The organism is Methylocystis sp. IM3 (assembly GCF_038070105.1).
Classification (GTDB): Bacteria; Pseudomonadota; Alphaproteobacteria; order Rhizobiales; family Beijerinckiaceae; genus Methylocystis.
Window position 1 is genome coordinate 61,545 of sequence record NZ_JBBPBZ010000002.1, and the last position, 17,000, is coordinate 78,544.

A 17,000-nucleotide genomic window follows, 5' to 3' on the forward strand; every position below is an offset into this window, starting at 1 on the left:
CTCCCCGCGTCCGGGGAGAGGGAAGGCTTTCGTCAGGCCGCCTTGCCGATCGCCGTCGCCTTGGGCACTTCGATCAGCTTGCCGGTCTTGACGTCGTAGATATAGCCGTAGATCGGAACATTCTTCGGCACGAGCGGATGCGAGCGAATGCGCGCCACGTCCTGCGCGACGCTGTCCTCCTGATTCTTGATCGTGTGCCATTTGATGAAATGGCCGGCCGCGCAGCCGCCGCCATGCTGCGGATTCGACCATTTCAGCGTCGGCATGTCGAGCGCGGCGGTCGCGAGGCTGTCTTCGAGAAGATCGCCCATGACCTCGTCGCAGAAGAGCTCCATGCCGCAATTGGTGTGATGGATCACGAACCATTCATTCGTGCCGAGCAGCTTGTGGGAAATGACCAGCGAACGAATGGCGTCGTCCGTGGCGCGTGCGCCGGCGTTGCGGATCACATGCGCGTCGCCTTCCGAGAGACCGGCGTATTTCGCCGGATCGAGACGTGCGTCCATGCAGGTGAGAATCGCGAAGCGCCGCGCCGGCGGCAGCGCGAGATCCCCCTTCGCGCCGAACCCCGAAACATAGGCCGCGTTGGCCGCCATGACCTCGTCGACGATCTTGCTCATTTTCGTTTCCTCCCCGAAAGCGCCGATTGATTCCTTTTTCGCTTTCCAGGGGGCGAAGTCTCTGACGCTTCGAGACGCTTTTCAAGCAAGGTAAGAATATGCTTTTGGTGACAAAGTCGCTTGACCGGACGACGATAGAAATATCGTGACGCGTCGCCTGCGCGTTACTATATAACATCGCTGCCGAAGGCGCATGGCCCTCATCCTCAACATGGTCTTTACAGGAATGTCAGAGCTACCCGATCTCTTCCCTGGTTTCGCCGCGCATTGGATCGACACGCAGGCGGGAAAAATCTTCGTGCGCGCTCACGGCGCCGGGCCGGCGCTCCTGCTGCTGCACGGTTTCGGCGAGACCCATGTCGCCTGGCATAAAATCGCGCCGGCCCTCGCAGGGCGTTTTTCCGTCGTGGCGATGGATCTGCGCGGCTATGGCTGGTCGGCGGCGCCCGACAGCGAGAAGGGCGACGCCTATACGAAGCGGGAAATGGCCGGCGACGCGGTGAAGGTCATGGAGGCGCTCGGGCATGTGCAATTCGCGCTCGCGGGCCACGATCGCGGCGCGCGGGTCGGTTTTCGCCTGGGGCTCGACCATCCCGGCCGGCTGACGAAGCTGGCGCTTCTCAATATCGCGCCGGTCGACGACGCCTTCGGCGCGGGGGATCTTCAGCGCATGGGGCGCGCGCGGCTTCTGTCCATGGAGGCTCCGCGCCCGGAGGAGCTCATCGCCCTCGATCCGAAAGGCTTCCTCGACGACGCGCTGCAAAGCTCCACGAAGGAGAAGTCGCTCGACGCCTTCGGCGCGGCGGCGCTCGCCCATTACCGCGCCGCCTTCAACGAGCCCTCGCGCATCCACGCCTTTTGCGAGGATTACCGCGCCGGCGCCACGATCGACCGCGAGCTGACGCTCGCCGACAGGGCGGCGGGCAAGACGCTCGACGTTCCGACTCTCGTCCTTTACGGCGAGACGAGCTTCCCCGCCGAGGGGCCGTCGCTTTCCGACGCCTGGCGCGAATGGGGCGGGTCCGTTGCGACTGAAAGCGTCGACAGCGGCCTCTACCTCATGGAAGAGGCGCCGGAGGCGACGCTCGCCGCGCTCGACCGCTTCCTCTGATGCCGCAGCGCGGCGTCCTCGGCGGCCGCACCGTCGCCGTGGCGCTCGGCGGCGGCGGCGCACGCGGACTCGCCCATATCAGCGTGCTGCAGGCGCTCGACGACATGGGCGTGCGCCCGGTCGCGCTCGCCGGCGCCTCCATCGGGGCGATCATCGGCGCGGCCTATGCGGCGGGCTTCTCCGGCGAGGCGCTGCGCGAACACACGGAGGCGGTGCTCGCCAATCGCTTGAAGCTCGCGCGCCGTCTGCTCTACGCGCGCGCGCGCGGGCGCAAGCGGCTGTTCAAGGGCGTCGGCCATCCCTTTCTCATCGACGGCGAGAGATTTCTCGACGCCTTCTGGCCCGAGGGCGTGCCGGAGCGATTCGAGGATCTGCAAATACCGCTCACCGTCGTCGCGACGGATTTCCGGCGCCGCTGCGAGGTCGCCTTCACGAAGGGACTTCTGCGCCCCGCCATCGCCGGCTCCATGTCGGTTCCCGGCGTCGTGCGCGCGACGAAGACGGAGGCCGGCTATCTCGTCGACGGCGGCCTCGTCAATCCGCTCCCTTACGACCATCTCGCCGGCAAGGCGGACATCATCGTCGCGGTGAACGTCTCCGGCAACTTTGGCGCCGAAAGCGAGACGCGCGCGCCGACGGCGTTTCAGACCATGATGGTCGCAACGCAGATTCTCACCAATTCGATCAGCGCGCGCATGATCGAGGACAATCCGCCGGACGTGCTGATCGCGCCGGCGGTGCATCAGTATCTCGCGCTCGATCTCTTCAAGGCCGAACGCATCTTTTCGGCCGGCGACGCCTGCCGGGAGGCGCTGCGCGAGGGGCTCGCGCGGGCGGCGGCGAGGCTCGGGGCCTGAAAGGCGGGGACCGCCGCCTATCGTCTTTGCGCAAAGAACGCCCGCAGCATCGCCGCCGCTTCGCTCTCGCGCAGGCCGCCGTAGACTTCGGGGGCATGATGGCAGGTCGGCTGCGAGAAGAAGCGCGGCCCGTGCTCGACGGCGCCGCCCTTGGGGTCTTCCGCCGAAAAATAGAGCCGGCGGATGCGCGCGAAGGAGATCGCCGCCGCGCACATGGCGCAGGGTTCGAGCGTGACATAGAGGTCGCAGCCGACGAGCCGCTCGCTGCCGAGAATTCGGCAGGCATGGCGAATCGCCAGAACCTCGGCATGCGCCGTCGGGTCGCGATCGACGAGCGTGCGATTGCCGGCCGTGGCGATCACCTGGCCCGCGCGCAGGATCGCCGCGCCGACCGGCACCTCTCCCGCGCCGCCAGCGGCGCGCGCCGCGTCGAAAGCGGCGGCGAATGGGTCGATGCGCATCATGCCGCCCGCGTCATTTTCCTGATCCGCGCTTCAAAGCCATCCGCCCGCCTGCTATCAGAGATCATGGCCGACAAGAAATCCGACAAGCGCCCCCGCGCGCCCGACGGCGATCGCCCCATGCGACGCCGCCCCTCCTCGAACGACGCCCCCGGCAGGAAAGCCGCCGGCGCGCCCTTCGGCAAGTCCAGAGCCGAAAAGCCCGGGCCGGCAAAGACGGCGAAGCCCGCCGGGAAGGGGAAAGACGCGGCTTCGCGCGGGGCGGGCAAGCGCGCGCGGCCGACGCCGGCGCCTGTCGAGAAGACCAGCGCCTTCGAGGGCGAGCGCATCGCCAAGGCGATGGCGCGCGCGGGCGTCTGCTCGCGCCGCGACGCGGAGGACTGGATTCGCGAGGGGCGCGTCGCGGTCAATGGAACGGTTCTGACCTCCCCCGCCGTCAATGTCGGAGAGGGCGACAGGATCGAGATCGACGGCGCGCCGATGCAGGCGCGCGAGCGCACGCGGCTCTTTCTCTTTCACAAGCCGCAGGGGCTCGTCACCACGGCGAGCGATCCGGAAGGTCGGCCGACGGTCTTCGCCTTTCTCGAAGAGCGTTTCCCCGATCTGCCGCGCCTCGTCAGCGTCGGCCGGCTCGACATCAATACGGAAGGGCTGCTGCTGCTCACGAATGACGGCGGCCTCGCGCGCACGCTGGAGCTTCCCGCCACCGGCTGGACGCGGCGCTACCGGGTGCGCGTCCATGGCGACATCGATCAGGCGAGGCTCGACGCGCTGCGCGAGGGCGTGACGATCGAGGACGTGACCTATGCGCCGATCGAGGCGCGGCTCGAGCGCGTGCAGGGCGCCAACGCCTGGATCGCGCTGGGCCTGACCGAGGGCAAAAATCGCGAAGTCAAGCGCGTGATGGAGCATCTCGGGCTCGACGTGACGCGCCTCATCCGCGTCTCCTACGGGCCGTTTCAGCTCGGGGACATCGCCGAGGGCGCGGCCGAGGAAGTCAAGCTCAAAGTGCTGCGCGACCAGCTCGGCAAGAGCCTCGCGGAGCTTGCGGGCGTCGATTTCGCGTCGCCCCTGCGCGAGACGACTCCGGCGGAGCAGCAGGAGCAGCGCGCGCGCATCGACAAGCGTGCGCGCAAACATGTCTCCGTGCTGCGCAAGCAGCGGGACGAACAGAGCGAAAAGGGGCCGCGCGCGCGCATCGAGCGCGGCGCCACGGCCGACCGCAAGGGCCGCGCCGTGGCGGTCGAGCGCGTAACGCCGACGCGGCGCCGGCCCGCGGCGGCGGAGGAGGCCCCGGCGTCGCGCAACGCCAGGCGCTTCGACGCCATGCGCGGCGGGGGCGATCGTCCGCCCCGCCGCGATGCGGCCGAGGCGACGGAGCGGCCGCGCGGCCGGGCGCGTGAAGAGGGCGCCCGTTCGCAAACGTTCGAGCGGCGCGGCGAGGGCCGTCGCTTCGACGCCGAGCGCAGCGGCACGGACAGAGCCCCGCGCTCCCGCCCGCAGGGCGGCGAGGAACGCCGGTTCGAAAGCCGGCCGCCCCGGCGGGAGGCGCCGGAAGGTCGGGGAGCGCCGCGCGGCGCCTCCAGCGAGGGACGGGCGCCGCGCCGGCCGCGCGAAGAGGGCGCCCGTTCGCAAACGTTTGAGCGGCGCGGCGAAGGCCGTCGTTTCGACGCCGAGCGCAGCGGCGCGGACAGAGCCCCGCGCTCCCGCCCGCAGGGCGGCGAGGAACGCCGGTTCGAAAGCCGGCCGCCCCGGCGGGAGGCGCCGGAAGGTCGGGGAGCGCCGCGCGGCGCCCCCGGCGAGGGACGCGCGCCGCGCCGGCCGCGCGAAGAGGGCGCCCGTTCGGAGGCGTTCGAGCGGCGCGGCGAAGGCCGTCGCTTCGATGCGGAGCGTCCTGACAGAGCCCCGCGCCCCCGATCGCGCGACGCCGGCGCGCCGGAAGGCGGGCGCCGCGACTCGCGCGGGGCGCCCCGGAGCGGCCCGCCGAAAGGACGCGGCGGCCCGGCGAGGGGCGCGCCAAAGGGATCGGGCGAGGGGTTTGGCAGGGGTCCAGGCAAAGGGCCCGGCAAAGGCCCTGGAAAAGGATCCGGGAAGGGGCCGCGCGGCGGTCCGCGCAAGCCGCGCGGGGCGTAGTCGATGCGCATCGTCGGCGGCGCCCTGCGCGGGCGCGCGCTTGCCGCTCCGAAATCGCAGGCCATCCGCCCGACCTCGGACCGGCTGCGGGAATCGGTCTTCGACATTCTGGCGCATCGCTTCGGCGATCCGGCGTCGGGCGCGGCCGTGATCGACCTCTTCGCCGGCACCGGCGCGCTGGGGTTCGAGGCTTTGTCGCGCGGCGCGGCCCGCGCGCTGTTCGTGGACGACGGCGCCGAGGCCCGCGCGCTTCTGCGCGCCAATATCGAGACGCTCGGTCTGGGCGGCGTCACCCGCATCTTCCGGCGGGACGCGACCAAGCTCGGCCTCGCGCCTCCGGGCGAAGTCTTTTCGCTCGCTTTTCTCGATCCGCCCTATGGCAGAGGCCTCGCCGGCCCGGCGCTCGCGGCGCTGGTGGAGGGCGGCTGGCTTGCGAAAGGCGCGCTCGTCGTCGTCGAGGAAGCGGCCGGGGCGGAGATCGCCCTGCCCCCGGCGCTGACGGCGGAAGAGGAGCGCCGTTACGGCGACACCCAGTTTCTCTTCGCGCGACATGGGGCCTGATGGGGGAAATCAGGCCTTCGATTTCAGCTCGTAAAGCGCCGCCAGCGCCTCGCGCGGGCTCATCTGGTCGGGGTCGATGGCGGCGAGCGCCTCGCGCAGCGCGTCCCTCGGGGGCGCGGCGTCCGCGGCGCGCTTGAAGAGCGGCAGGTCGTCGATCAGCGTCTCGACCGGCGCGCGCCGGTCGGCGGCTTCGAGTTCGGCGAGGATGTCGTGCGCCCGCGCCACCACGCTCGCGGGGAGCCCGGCGAGCTGCGCCACATGCACGCCATAGGACCGGTCGGCCGCCCCCTGCACGACCTCGTGCAGGAATACGACCTCGCCCGCGTGATCCGTCACCTTCATGGTGAGATTGACGAGCCGCTTCATGCGTCTCGCAAGCTGAGTCAGCTCGTGGAAATGCGTGGCGAAGATCGCCCGCGACCGGTTGACCTCGTGCAGATGCTCGATCGTCGCCCAGGCGATGGAGAGCCCGTCGAAGGTCGCCGTGCCGCGTCCGATCTCGTCGAGGATGACGAGCGAGCGCGGCGTGGCGCAATTGAGGATCGCGGCCGTCTCCACCATCTCCACCATGAAGGTCGAGCGCCCGCGCGCGAGATCGTCCGAGGCGCCGACGCGCGAGAAGAGGCGATCGACGACGCCGATGCGGGTGGCGGCGGCCGGCACATAGGAGCCGGCCTGCGCCAGAAGCGCGATCAGCGCGTTCTGGCGCAGAAAGGTGGATTTGCCGGCCATGTTCGGGCCGGTGACGACGGCGATGCGGCCGGCCTTCTCGCCGGAGAGATCGCAGTCGTTCGCCGCGAAGGCCCGGCCCTGCGCTTCGAGCGCCGCCTCGACCACGGGGTGGCGCCCGCCGACGATCTCGAAATCGAGCGAGCGATCGACATGGGGCCGCGTCCAGTTGCGCTTCTCCGCGACCTCGGCGAGCGCGCTCGCCAGATCGAGCCGCGCGAAGGCCTGCGCGAGCGTCTGCAAGGGCTCCGCGCGCGCGAGCACCTCTTGCGCCAGCTGCTCGAAGATCGCGAGTTCGCGGGCGAGCGCTCGGTCCGCGGCGGAAGCGATCCGGCTTTGCAGCTCGACGAGTTCGCGCGTCGAGAAGCGCATGGCGTCGGCCATGGTCTGGCGATGGGTGAAGGTCGCGTCGAAGGGCGGGCGCAGCAGCTTCTCGCCCTGCGCCGCCGGCGTCTCGAGAAAATAACCCAGGAAGTTGTTGTGCTTGATCTTGAGCCGCGTCCCCGTCTCCTCGGCGTATCGCGCCTGGAGCGAGGCGATGACGGTGCGGCTCTCGTCGCGCAGGCCGCGCGCCTCGTCGAGGTCCGCGTCATAGCCCGCGCGAATGAAATCGCCGTTGCGCTTGTCGGGCGGCGGGGCGTCGGACAGGCTCGCCATGATCTGCGAGGCGAGGGCGATGTCGGCCTTGTCGAGGACCTCCGCCTCGCGCGCGATCTCGGCGGGGGCCTCGGCGCCGGGGAACAGCGCGGCGATCTCCCGCGCCGCCGCGAGCGCGGCCCCGACGCTCGCGAGATCGCGCGGGCCGCCGCGTTGCAGCGAGAGGCGCGAGAGGGCGCGGGCGAGGTCCGGCGCACGGGAAAGCCGCGCGCGCAGCGCGGCGCGGCTCTCGGGCCGCTCCAGAAAGAAGCCGATGGCGTCCAGTCTTTCGCCGATCAGCACGGGATCGGTCGAGGGCGCGGCGAGGCGTTCGGCGAGGAGCCGCGCCCCGGCCGGGGTCACGCTCATGTCGACGACGGCGAGCAGCGCGCCCTCGCGCGCGCCGGAGAGCGTGCGCGCCACTTCGAGATTGGCGCGCGTCGCGGCGTCCATGTCGAGCGTCGCGCTGTCGCGCAGGCTCGCGGGCCGCGACAGCGCCGGGCGGCCGCCCTTCTGCGTGCGCTCCACATAGAGGATCGCCGTCGCCGCGGCGGCGAGCTCCGCCTCGCTCAGCGCGCCAAAGCCCTCGAGCGTCGAGACGCCGTAGAACGCCATGAGGCGGCGCGAGGCGTCGGCCACGTCCCGGCCGAGCGGCGCGACCGGCGCGGCGACGCTCGCAAAGGCGCCGGCCGCCGTCTCCTCGCGGCACAGGGCCTCGGCGGCGACGATCTCGCGCGGTTCGAGACGCGCGAGGACGGACGAAAGCTCCAGAGTCGCGCAGTCGCAAACGGTGAAGGCGCCCGTCGAAATGTCGAGGCTCGCGACGCCATAGCGCCAGGCGCCGTCCGCGCCGCGCGCGCGGGCCACCGCGGCGAAGGCGTTGGCGCGCGCGGGATCGAGCAGCGCCTCCTCAGTGATGGTGCCGGGCGTCACGAGACGCACCACGTCGCGGCGGACAACCGATTTCGCGCCGCGCTTTCGCGCCTCGGCGGGGTCTTCGATCTGCTCGCAGACGGCGACGCGATGGCCGAGCGCGATGAGCTTTTGCAGATAGTCGTTGGCGCGCTCGACCGGCACGCCGCACATGGGAATGTCTTCGCCCAGATGCTTGCCGCGCTTAGTGAGCATGATGCCGAGCGCGCGCGCCGCGACCTCGGCGTCGTCGAAGAACAATTCGTAGAAATCGCCCATGCGGTAGAAGAGCAGGCAGTCGCTGTTCGCCGCCTTGATCTCGATATATTGCGCGATCATCGGCGTCGCGCGCACGGCCTCGCCGGCGCGTGTCTGATCCAGGGCTTTCTGCGTCATGGCGCCATTCTGGTCACTGAAAATCGAACGGATGGTTCTCTCTCGGCCCTGCGCCATCCGCGGGGCGCCCGCGATTTTGCAGGCGACAAAAGAGCCGCTTTCGAAAAAAAGCGGCTCTTTCTTACCGGCTCCCGCCGCGCGTTTCGAGGCCTAGTTTCTAAGACGCCCCATGACCTCGACGAGCTCGGCGTCCTCCACGACCGGAACGATGCTCATTTCGAACACGTCCAGCCATCTGGCCGCGAATTCGTTCAGGGCCGCGACGTCGTCGCTTTCGAGGAGCTCGAATCCCATGCTCATGTCGGCGCAATACCAGCGGCCGAGCAAAGTGACGCCCTTGGGAGGCTCGGCCCGGGTCTGCGCGAAGCGCGCCAGGGCCTTGTCGGCCGCGCCGTCCAAATTTCTCAGCGAGAATGTCTTGATGAATTTCATGGGGATTCCCCTCGGGTCGCTCGTCCGCCCGCCGAAGGATGAGCGGAAGCCTGCGGCGGAAATTCGAAAAAACAGGAGCGGCGCGTCGACGAGGACGGCAAAAAGCCCCGGAAGTCGGGGCTTTCGCTCGAAATTGCGCTGTGCGCGCCTAGCGCCAAAGCGCCAGGAGAATGATGATCGGGATCGGCACGCCGAGCAGCCAGAGCAGGATTGAACGACCCATTCCCATTTCCTCCTCCTACCAGCGCGTCAGTTGCGCGAGGCCGATGTTCTCGTCCCGGTGGCGTCCGCCGAGCGCCGCGCCGCCCCAGGCCGAGGCGGCGGCGAGCAGCATGGCCGCCGCGGCGATGAAGCTGCCGATGATTCCGGCCTTGCGCGCCTTGTCGGCGAGCTCCTTGGCGCGGGCGTTGTCGTCCCGAACCTGCTGGGCGAGACCGTCCACCCGGGCGCGGGCGTCCTGCGGGGCGACTCCGGCCGAGGACAGCACGTTTTGCAGAAGACCGCGGTCCTCGTTGCTGATCTCGCCGCTTGCCTCGCTGCGCGCGACAATGCGCGAGACGATCTGGCGGGTGTCTGCGACATTGGCCCCGGTCATCGCGCCGGCTCCGACGCCGCCTCGCGCCGCGGGAGCCGCCGGAGCGGCGCCGTCGCCGCGCATCAGCAAGTCCACGCGGTAATCCACGGGGCTCGTCGAAACGCCGCTTTTCTGAGCCTGCTGGGTCGCCGCGTTCACCCCGGCCTTGCCGAGGTCATAGAGGGACGAGCCGGCCGCGAAGGCGATGATGAGAATGGAGACGCCCCAGACGACGAGGCCATGCGCGCCGTCGCGCACTTCCGCCTCGTCGCGCGGCATCCCGGGATTGCGCGCCCGCAGCCGCCCGCAGACATAGCCGCCCGCCGCATAGCTCGCGACCGTGACCCAGAGCACCCAAAGGGCGAGCGCCAGCGCGTGGGTGAAGGGCGACGCGCCTTCATAGGGAGAGGCGAGGGACAGGCCGATCCCCGAGCCGAAAGCCGCCAGAACGAAGGTGATCGCGGTCGCGACCGCCACGCCCGCGAGAATCGCGCCCCAGTCGACCGCGGTCAGACGCGTAAGCCCCATGCTCTCTATCGGCCTCTCTGTCGGCGCCGGGGAGAGGCCCGGCCGAATGACGTCCGTCATGGCGAGCCCTCCTAGCGCAAACCGAGCAGCGACAGAATGGCCATGACTATCACGACCAGTCCGACCAGATAGATGATGCTGTTCATCGTCGCCTCCTTTGGGCGCGCGGTCGCTCGCGGCGCGCGCGAGACGCAGAAAACCCGGGGCGGGCGCGAATGTTCCGGCGCGCGGCAGGGAGCGGCGCGCCAACCTTGTGAAGCTTCTCGCTTCGGCGCTATGTTGCGGCGCGAAAAGGCGCCGGAAGGGCAACGGAAAATGGCGACAGACAAGACCACGGGGCAGGAGCGCCCGATTTTCTCCGACAAGGAGGCGCTGCTCTTTCATTCGCGCGGCCGGCCCGGCAAGCTCGCCGTCGTCGCGACCAAGCCCATGGCGACGCAGCGCGACCTGTCGCTCGCCTATTCGCCGGGCGTCGCCGCGCCCGTGCTCGCCATCGCGCAGGACCCCTCGCTCGCCTTCGACTATACGACGCGCGGCAATATGGTCGCGGTCATCACCAATGGCACCGCCATTCTGGGGCTCGGCGACCTCGGGCCCCTCGCGGCGAAGCCCGTCATGGAAGGCAAGGCTGCGCTCTTCAAGCGCTTCGCCGACATCGACTCGATCGATCTCGAGGTCGACGCCAAAAGCGTCGAGGATTTCGTCAACGCCGTGCGTTTTCTCGGCCCCTCCTTCGGCGGCATCAATCTCGAAGACATCAAGGCGCCGGAATGTTTCGTGATCGAGGAGCGCCTGCGCGACCTCATGGACATTCCTGTCTTTCACGACGACCAGCACGGCACGGCGATCATTTCGGCCGCCGGCCTCATCAACGCGCTGCGGCTCACGGGCCGCGACATCAAGACGGCGAAGCTCGTCTGCAACGGCGCGGGCGCGGCGGGCATCGCCTGTCTCGACCTCGCCAAGGCGCTCGGCTTCGATCCGCGCAACGTCGTCCTCTGCGACACCAAGGGCGTCGTCTACCGGGGCCGCGAAGAGGGCATGAACCAGTGGAAGAGCGCCCATGCCGTCGAGACGACGGCGCGCACGCTCGCCGAGGCGCTGGAGGGCGCGGACATCTTCTACGGGCTCTCGGTGAAGGGGGCGCTGACGCCGCAGATGCTGAACGCCATGGCGGCGGACCCCATCATCTTCGCCATGGCCAATCCGGACCCCGAGATCACGCCGGAAGAGGCGCGCTCGACGCGGCCCGACGCCATCGTCGCAACGGGGCGCTCGGACTATCCAAACCAGATCAACAATGTTCTGGGCTTTCCCTATATCTTCCGCGGCGCGCTCGACGTGCGGGCCAAGACCATCAACATGGAGATGAAGGTCGCCGCCGTTCATGCGCTCGCCGATCTCGCGCGCGAGGACGTGCCGGACGAAGTCGCCAACGCCTATCGCGGCGCGCGTCCGCGCTTCGGGCGCGATTATCTCATCCCGGCGCCCTTTGATCCGCGTCTCATTTCGGTGGTGCCACCCGCGGTCGCGCGCGCGGCGATGGATTCGGGCGTCGCGCGCCGCCCGATCGTCGACATGAAGGCCTATCGTCACGAGCTTTCGGCGCGGCGCGACCCAATCGCCGGCCTCATGCAGACGATCTACGAACGCGTGCGCCGCGAGCCCAAGCGCGTGGTCTTCGCCGAGGGCGAGGAGCAGCAGGTGATCCGCGCCGCTCTGGCTTTCGTCAATCAGGGGCTCGGGACGGCGGTGCTCGTCGGCCGCGAGGACCGCGTGCGCCAGAACGCGGCCAACGCCGGGGTGGAGCTCGTCGAGGGCATCGAGATTCACAACGCCAAGCTTTCGAGCCGAAACGCCGTCTATGCGCAGTTCCTGTTCGAACGGCTCCAGCGCAAGGGCTTCCTGCTGCGCGACTGTCAGCGCCTGATCAATCAGGACCGCAATCATTTCGCCGCGGCGATGGTGGCGCGCGGCGACGCCGACGCCATGGTCACGGGCGTCACGCGCAATTTCTCCAATGCGCTCGAAGAGGTGCGCCGCGTCGTCGATCACAAGCCCGGCCACCGGGTGATCGGCGTCTCGCTCATTCTCGCCAAAGGGCGGGTGGTGGTCGTCGCCGACACGGCCATCACCGAATTGCCCGAGGCCGAAGAGCTTGCGGAAATCGCCATCGAAGCGGCGGGCGTCGCGCGCCGCATCGGGCTCACGCCGCGCGTCGCCATGCTCGCCTTCTCGACTTTCGGCTATCCGCCCGGCGAGCGCACCGCCCGCGTCCATCAGGCCGTGCGCGTGCTCGACCAGCGCCGCGTCGATTTCGAATATGAGGGCGAGATGGGCGCGGACATTGCGCTCAACCGTGATCTGATGAGCGCCTATCCCTTCAGCCGGCTGAAGGACACGGCCAATGTGCTGATCATGCCCGCCTTCCACTCGGCGGCGATCTCGACGAAGATGCTGCAGGAGCTCGGCGACGCCACGGTGCTCGGCCCGCTGATCGTCGGCCTCGACAAGCCGATCCAGATCGTCCAGCTCGGCGCGACCGACACGGAGATCGTCAACATGGCGGCGATCGCAGCCTTCGGAATCGGGGGGTAGCAACGCCGAGCCGACCGGCTCTTTGCGTCAGAGAGTTTTTCGATCCGATGGAATCGGATCGAGGCTTCAGCTTATCGTTCCGTCGCGTTTCGGCGGAAAGCGCGCGAGCGGGTCCGCGAAAGAAGCAAAACCGCCGGGAGGCTTGGTCCGGCGGTTTTGGCGGCTGGTTCGATTTACGCTGGCTCAGTCCCATTCGATCATGGTTCCCTCCACCGTGTCGTGATCAGAAGCAAGCGTCGCAGAGCGCCTGCGCATGGGCCAAAGCCGTGCCGACCGCGAAGAAAATGCCCGCGCCGATCAGCGCGCCATAAAGCTTCGTCATCATGTTGCATGTTCCCTTCGGTTCGTCTTCGCCCTTCGATGAGGAGAAGATAACCGGGCGATCTGCGGGCCGATGTGCGGTCACGCACAGGGCGGCGCGCGCCGGTTCGAAGGCGTCTCGCTGGCGGAAGGGCAAAGAAAATGGCCGGTACGGGAACCCCCGTCCGGCCATTTCAGGACGCTCGACGGCTCGCGCGGCTATTGCGCGGCGAGCTTGATCTCGGGATAGGCGCAGCGTTCGGCGCTCTTTTCGTCGACATGCAGATGCGACGGCGGCTCCACGAAGGGGATGCCGAGCGTGTGCCAGACATCGACCAGCGCCTCGACCAGATGGGCGATATGGTCCTGCGTGTGGCGCGGCGTGGGCGTGATGCGCAGGCGCTCCGAGCCCTTGGCGACGGTCGGATAGTTGATCGGCTGGATATAGACGTGATGGCGCGCGAGCAGCAGATCGCTCGCGGCCTTGCACAATTCCGCGTCGCGGACCATCACCGGCACGATATGCGAGGCGTTCTCCAGAACCGGCAGGCCGGCGGCGGAGAGCGCGTGCTTGGTGATATGGGCGGCGCGCTGATGGGCGGTGCGCAGATCCGGCCGGCGCTTCAGCAACCGCACGGCGGCGCCGGCGGCGGCGGCGACCGACGGCGGCAGCGCCGTGGTGAAGATGAAGGCGCCCGCATAGGAGCGGATTGCGTCGATCACGACCGCGTCGCCGGCGACATAGCCGCCCATGGTTCCGAAGCCCTTGGCGAGCGTCCCTTCGATCACGTCGATGCGATCCATGACGCCGGCCTGTTCGCAGACGCCGCCCCCGCGCGCGCCATACATGCCGACGGCGTGAACCTCGTCGACATAGGTCATGGCGCCGTAGCGTTCGGCGAGCGCGGCGATCTCGGCGACCGGCGCGAGATTGCCGTTCATGGAGTAGAGGCTCTCGAAGACGACGAGCTTGGGGCGGTCGCCAGCGTCGATCAGCAGCTCTTCGAGATGGGCGAGGTCGTTGTGGCGGAAGATTTTCTTTTCGGCGCGCGACCGCTTCACGCCCTCGATCATCGAATTGTGGTTCGAGGCGTCGGAGAGGATGACGCAATTGGGCAGCAGATCGGCGATGGTCGAGATGGCGGCGAGATTGGAAATCCAGCCCGAGGTGAAGACGAGCGCCGCCTCCTTGCCGTGCAGGTCGGCGAGTTCGCGCTCGAGCTCGACGATGGCGTGGCTGGTGCCGGAAATATTGCGCGTGCCGCCCGCGCCGGCGCCGACCTTGCCCGCCGTCTCGAGCATGGCGGCGATCACCTCCGGATGCTGGCCCATGCCGAGATAATCATTCGAGCACCAGACGGTGACCTCCTGAATGGAGCCGTCGTCGCGATGCCATCTGGCGAAGGGAAAGGTGTCGACGTCGCGCTCAAGATGGGCGAAGACGCGGTAACGACGTTCGTCCTTCAGACGGGAAACGGCCGCCTCGAAATATCGCCGATATACCATGGAAGGAACCCTCGATCGTTGACGCCCATCGCACCGGTCTGCGGCCCCGTCCCGCCTGCTCGCCAGTTTGGACGATTTCCTACATAGCCGATCCTGGACCGATTTGCGAGCGACGGATTGCCGCGTATTAGCAGGGTGTTGCGTCCAAACGCCACGTCCGCAGGGGCGCCGCCCGATGGCGCCACGGCAGCCGGCGGAAGGGCGCGCGAGCGCCTATCTCTTCGCCCGCACGTTGAAATTCTGCCCGGTCGCGCGTCACGGGCGTCTGTCGACCAAGCGCCTTCGCCGCCGCGCCAAAGATCCGAGCCGCCTTGCGCCAACCTTGCCGCGGCCCGCCGGGGGAGCTCGGCCGCGGTTAACAAAAACATTCACGGCGGCGCGTCACCCCGCCAGCGCGTCGAGCACCCGCGCCCAGCTCCGCGTCCCCTTGTGGAAGGAGGTATAGCTGTATTTCTCATTGGGCGAGTGGATGCGGTCGTCCTCCAGCGCGAAGCCGATCATCAGCGCGTCCATGCCGAGATCGCGCTTGAAGGCGCCGACGATGGGGATGGAGCCGCCGCACCCGACGAGGGCGGCGTCCTTGCCCCATTCCTGGGCGAGCGCCCGGCGGGCGCGGCTCAGGGCCTCGGAGCCGAAGGGCAGCTGGAGGGCGCCCGAGGCGCCGTGCGAGATGAACTCGGCTTTGGCGTCCGCCGGCAGGCGTTCGCGCACGAAGGCGCGGAAGCTCTCCATGATCGCCTTGGGGTCCTGGGACCCCACGAGGCGGAAGGAGAATTTCGCCGACGCCTCCGCGGGCAGCACGGTCTTCGACCCCTTGCCCGTGTAGCCGCCGACGATCCCGTTCACGTCGCAGGTCGGTCGCGCCCAGATCTGCTCGATGACCCCGTAGCCCTTCTCGCCCGCGGCCTGGGTGAGGCCGATGCCGGCGAGAAAGGCGCGCTCGTCGAAGTCGAGACCGCGCCACTGCTCGGCGACATCCTCCGGCAGCTCCGGCGCCCCGGCGTAGAAGCCCGGCAGCGTCACCCGGCCCGTCTCGTCGTGCAGATCGGCGACGATTTTCGCGAGAATGTGAATCGGATTGGGGACCGGCCCGCCGAACATGCCGGAGTGAAGGTCATGGCTCGGCCCCCGGATGATCACTTCTTCCTGCGCAAGGCCGCGCAGCATGACGGTGATGGCCGGGGTGGTCGCGTTCCACATGCCGGTGTCGCAGACGAGAGCGATGGCCGGCTCGGAGAGCTCCGCCTTGTGGGCTGCGAGGAAGCCCGGCAGCGAGGGCGACCCCGTCTCCTCTTCGCCCTCGAAGAGGAAGGTGACGCTGCAGGGCAGGCCGCCATTCGCCTCGAAGGCGCGGCAGGCCTCCACGAAGGTCATGAGCTGGCCCTTGTCGTCGGAGGCGCCGCGGGCGACGATCTCCTTGCCGTCCTTGCCTTCGACGAGGGTCGGCGCGAAGGGCTCGCTCCGCCACAGGTCCAGCGGGTCCGGCGGCTGCACGTCGTAATGGCCGTAAAAGAGCACATGCGGCGCATCCTTGCGCTTCGCTTTGGCGTGGCCGACGACGATCGGATGGCCGGGCGTCTCGCGCACCTCCGCCGTATAGCCCAAGCCTTTCAGCTCGTCGGCGAGCCAGTTGGCGGCGCGCAGACATTGCTGCGTATAGGCCGGATCGGTCGAGACGGAGGGGATGCTCAGCAGATCGAAAAGGCGCTGGGTGGACGCCGGGAGATTGGCGTCGATCGTATCGAGGACGGCGTCGATGCTGGCCATGGAATCACATCCTTCGCAGTTGATGCGAAGCTAGTGCGAAGTGGGGCTCCAGGAAAGCGGATCGGGACACGAAAGCCGTTCTGCCTCCCGCGTGGAAGCCAGGCGCAGATGCGCTCGTCACCAATCGGACGGCCCGCGCGCGCGGGCCGTCTCCCGGAGACGGAACGCCGGCTTTACCGCGTGACCACGACCTTGGTCCCGATCTTCACGCGGCTGTAGAGATCGACCACATCGTCATTGGTCATGCGGATGCAGCCGGACGACACGGCCTGGCCGATCGACTCCGGCTCGTTCGAGCCGTGGATGCGATAGAGCGTGCCGGAGAGATACATGGCGCGGGCGCCGAGCGGATTGTTGATGCCGCCCTCCATGTGGCGCGGCAGGTCGGGGCGGCGGCGCAGCATCTGGGCGGGGGGCGTCCAGTCGGGCCATTCGCGCTTGGAGGAGATGAAGCGCACGCCCGACCATTCGAAGCCGGGACGGCCCACGCCCACGCCATAGCGGATGGCCTGGCCATTGCCGAGCACGTAATAGAGCCGGCGCTCGCTCGTGTTGATGATGACCGTGCCCGGCGCCTCCTTGCCGTCGAAGGGGACGATCTCCCGAGGAATGGCGACAGCCTGCGGGCGTCCGTCGGGACCGACCGGCGCCGCCGGGGTCGCCGCCTCGCCGCCGAAGAGCAGGCTCAGCGGGTCGAGGTCCTGGGCCGCGGCGGCGCCGCGCGCATGGGCTGGCGAAATGAGCGCGGCGGCCGCGACAAAAGAGCAGAGCGATGCAAGGACAAGCCGTCGCATAAGAATTCCCGTATGGCTGGAAGGAAGGGCTGAAAGGTCCGCGCCGGGAAATGCGGCGCGAACGGGGCGACTGCGCGATTAGAGT

General features: G+C 68.8%; 13 protein-coding genes. 5 read left to right on the top strand and 8 right to left on the bottom strand.

Annotated elements, in window-relative coordinates; translation table 11 throughout:
• Nucleotides 1-32: 32 nt before the first annotated feature.
• Nucleotides 33-620, bottom strand: a complete 588-nt coding sequence (locus tag WOC76_RS02065; protein ID WP_341104210.1) for a beta-class carbonic anhydrase — start codon at nucleotides 618-620, stop codon at nucleotides 33-35.
• Between the two features lie 226 nt (nucleotides 621-846).
• On the opposite strand from WOC76_RS02065, the gene WOC76_RS02070 reads away from it, so the two are divergent.
• On the top strand, nucleotides 847-1,731 hold the full coding sequence (locus WOC76_RS02070; RefSeq protein ID WP_341108717.1) for an alpha/beta fold hydrolase: 885 nt from the start codon (nucleotides 847-849) through the stop codon (nucleotides 1,729-1,731).
• A complete protein-coding gene (locus WOC76_RS02075) occupies nucleotides 1,731-2,588 on the top strand; it encodes a patatin-like phospholipase family protein (protein ID WP_341104209.1) in 858 nt (285 codons plus the stop codon). Before WOC76_RS02070 ends, WOC76_RS02075 begins: the two co-directional genes overlap by 1 nt.
• Nucleotides 2,589-2,605: 17 nt before the next feature.
• Here WOC76_RS02075 and WOC76_RS02080 read toward each other — a convergent pair whose 3' ends face one another.
• Nucleotides 2,606-3,052, bottom strand: a complete 447-nt coding sequence (locus WOC76_RS02080; protein WP_341104207.1) for a nucleoside deaminase — start codon at nucleotides 3,050-3,052, stop codon at nucleotides 2,606-2,608.
• A 63-nt stretch (nucleotides 3,053-3,115) separates the two neighbouring features.
• On the opposite strand from WOC76_RS02080, the gene WOC76_RS02085 reads away from it, so the two are divergent.
• Nucleotides 3,116-5,182: a pseudouridine synthase gene (locus WOC76_RS02085; protein ID WP_341104205.1), complete on the top strand. Its 2,067-nt coding sequence runs from the start codon at nucleotides 3,116-3,118 to the stop codon at nucleotides 5,180-5,182.
• Between the two features lie 3 nt (nucleotides 5,183-5,185).
• Nucleotides 5,186-5,743 (top strand): 16S rRNA (guanine(966)-N(2))-methyltransferase RsmD, encoded by a 558-nt coding sequence (gene rsmD, locus WOC76_RS02090; RefSeq protein WP_341104204.1) that lies wholly within the window; start codon nucleotides 5,186-5,188, stop codon nucleotides 5,741-5,743.
• Nucleotides 5,744-5,752: 9 nt separating this feature from the next.
• On the opposite strand, the gene mutS is transcribed toward rsmD, so the two are convergent.
• From mutS to WOC76_RS02105, 3 genes are all read right to left on the bottom strand, one after another.
• On the bottom strand, nucleotides 5,753-8,416 hold the full coding sequence (gene mutS / locus WOC76_RS02095) for a DNA mismatch repair protein MutS (protein WP_341104203.1): 2,664 nt from the start codon (nucleotides 8,414-8,416) through the stop codon (nucleotides 5,753-5,755).
• A 150-nt stretch (nucleotides 8,417-8,566) separates the two neighbouring features.
• Nucleotides 8,567-8,848 (bottom strand): DUF3303 domain-containing protein, encoded by a 282-nt coding sequence (locus tag WOC76_RS02100; protein WP_341104202.1) that lies wholly within the window; start codon nucleotides 8,846-8,848, stop codon nucleotides 8,567-8,569.
• Between the two features lie 238 nt (nucleotides 8,849-9,086).
• Nucleotides 9,087-10,010 carry a hypothetical protein gene (locus WOC76_RS02105; protein ID WP_341104201.1) on the bottom strand — a complete coding sequence of 308 codons (924 nt, stop codon included), beginning with the start codon at nucleotides 10,008-10,010 and terminating at the stop codon, nucleotides 9,087-9,089.
• Between the two features lie 255 nt (nucleotides 10,011-10,265).
• Here WOC76_RS02105 and WOC76_RS02110 point away from each other — a divergent pair, with 255 nt between their 5' ends.
• Entirely contained in the window at nucleotides 10,266-12,548 is a 2,283-nt protein-coding gene (locus WOC76_RS02110) for an NADP-dependent malic enzyme (RefSeq protein WP_341431249.1), read from the top strand.
• A 519-nt stretch (nucleotides 12,549-13,067) separates the two neighbouring features.
• Here the strand turns inward: WOC76_RS02110 and hemA are convergent.
• The 3 genes from hemA to WOC76_RS02125 form a co-directional block, all read right to left on the bottom strand.
• Complete coding sequence (gene hemA / locus WOC76_RS02115) at nucleotides 13,068-14,354, bottom strand: 5-aminolevulinate synthase (protein WP_341104198.1); 1,287 nt, start codon at nucleotides 14,352-14,354, stop codon at nucleotides 13,068-13,070.
• 381 nt (nucleotides 14,355-14,735) lie between these two features.
• Nucleotides 14,736-16,121 (bottom strand): M20/M25/M40 family metallo-hydrolase, encoded by a 1,386-nt coding sequence (locus WOC76_RS02120; RefSeq protein ID WP_341104195.1) that lies wholly within the window; start codon nucleotides 16,119-16,121, stop codon nucleotides 14,736-14,738.
• A gap of 173 nt (nucleotides 16,122-16,294) precedes the next feature.
• On the bottom strand, nucleotides 16,295-16,915 hold the full coding sequence (locus tag WOC76_RS02125; protein WP_341389504.1) for a L,D-transpeptidase: 621 nt from the start codon (nucleotides 16,913-16,915) through the stop codon (nucleotides 16,295-16,297).
• Nucleotides 16,916-17,000: the final 85 nt, after the last annotated feature.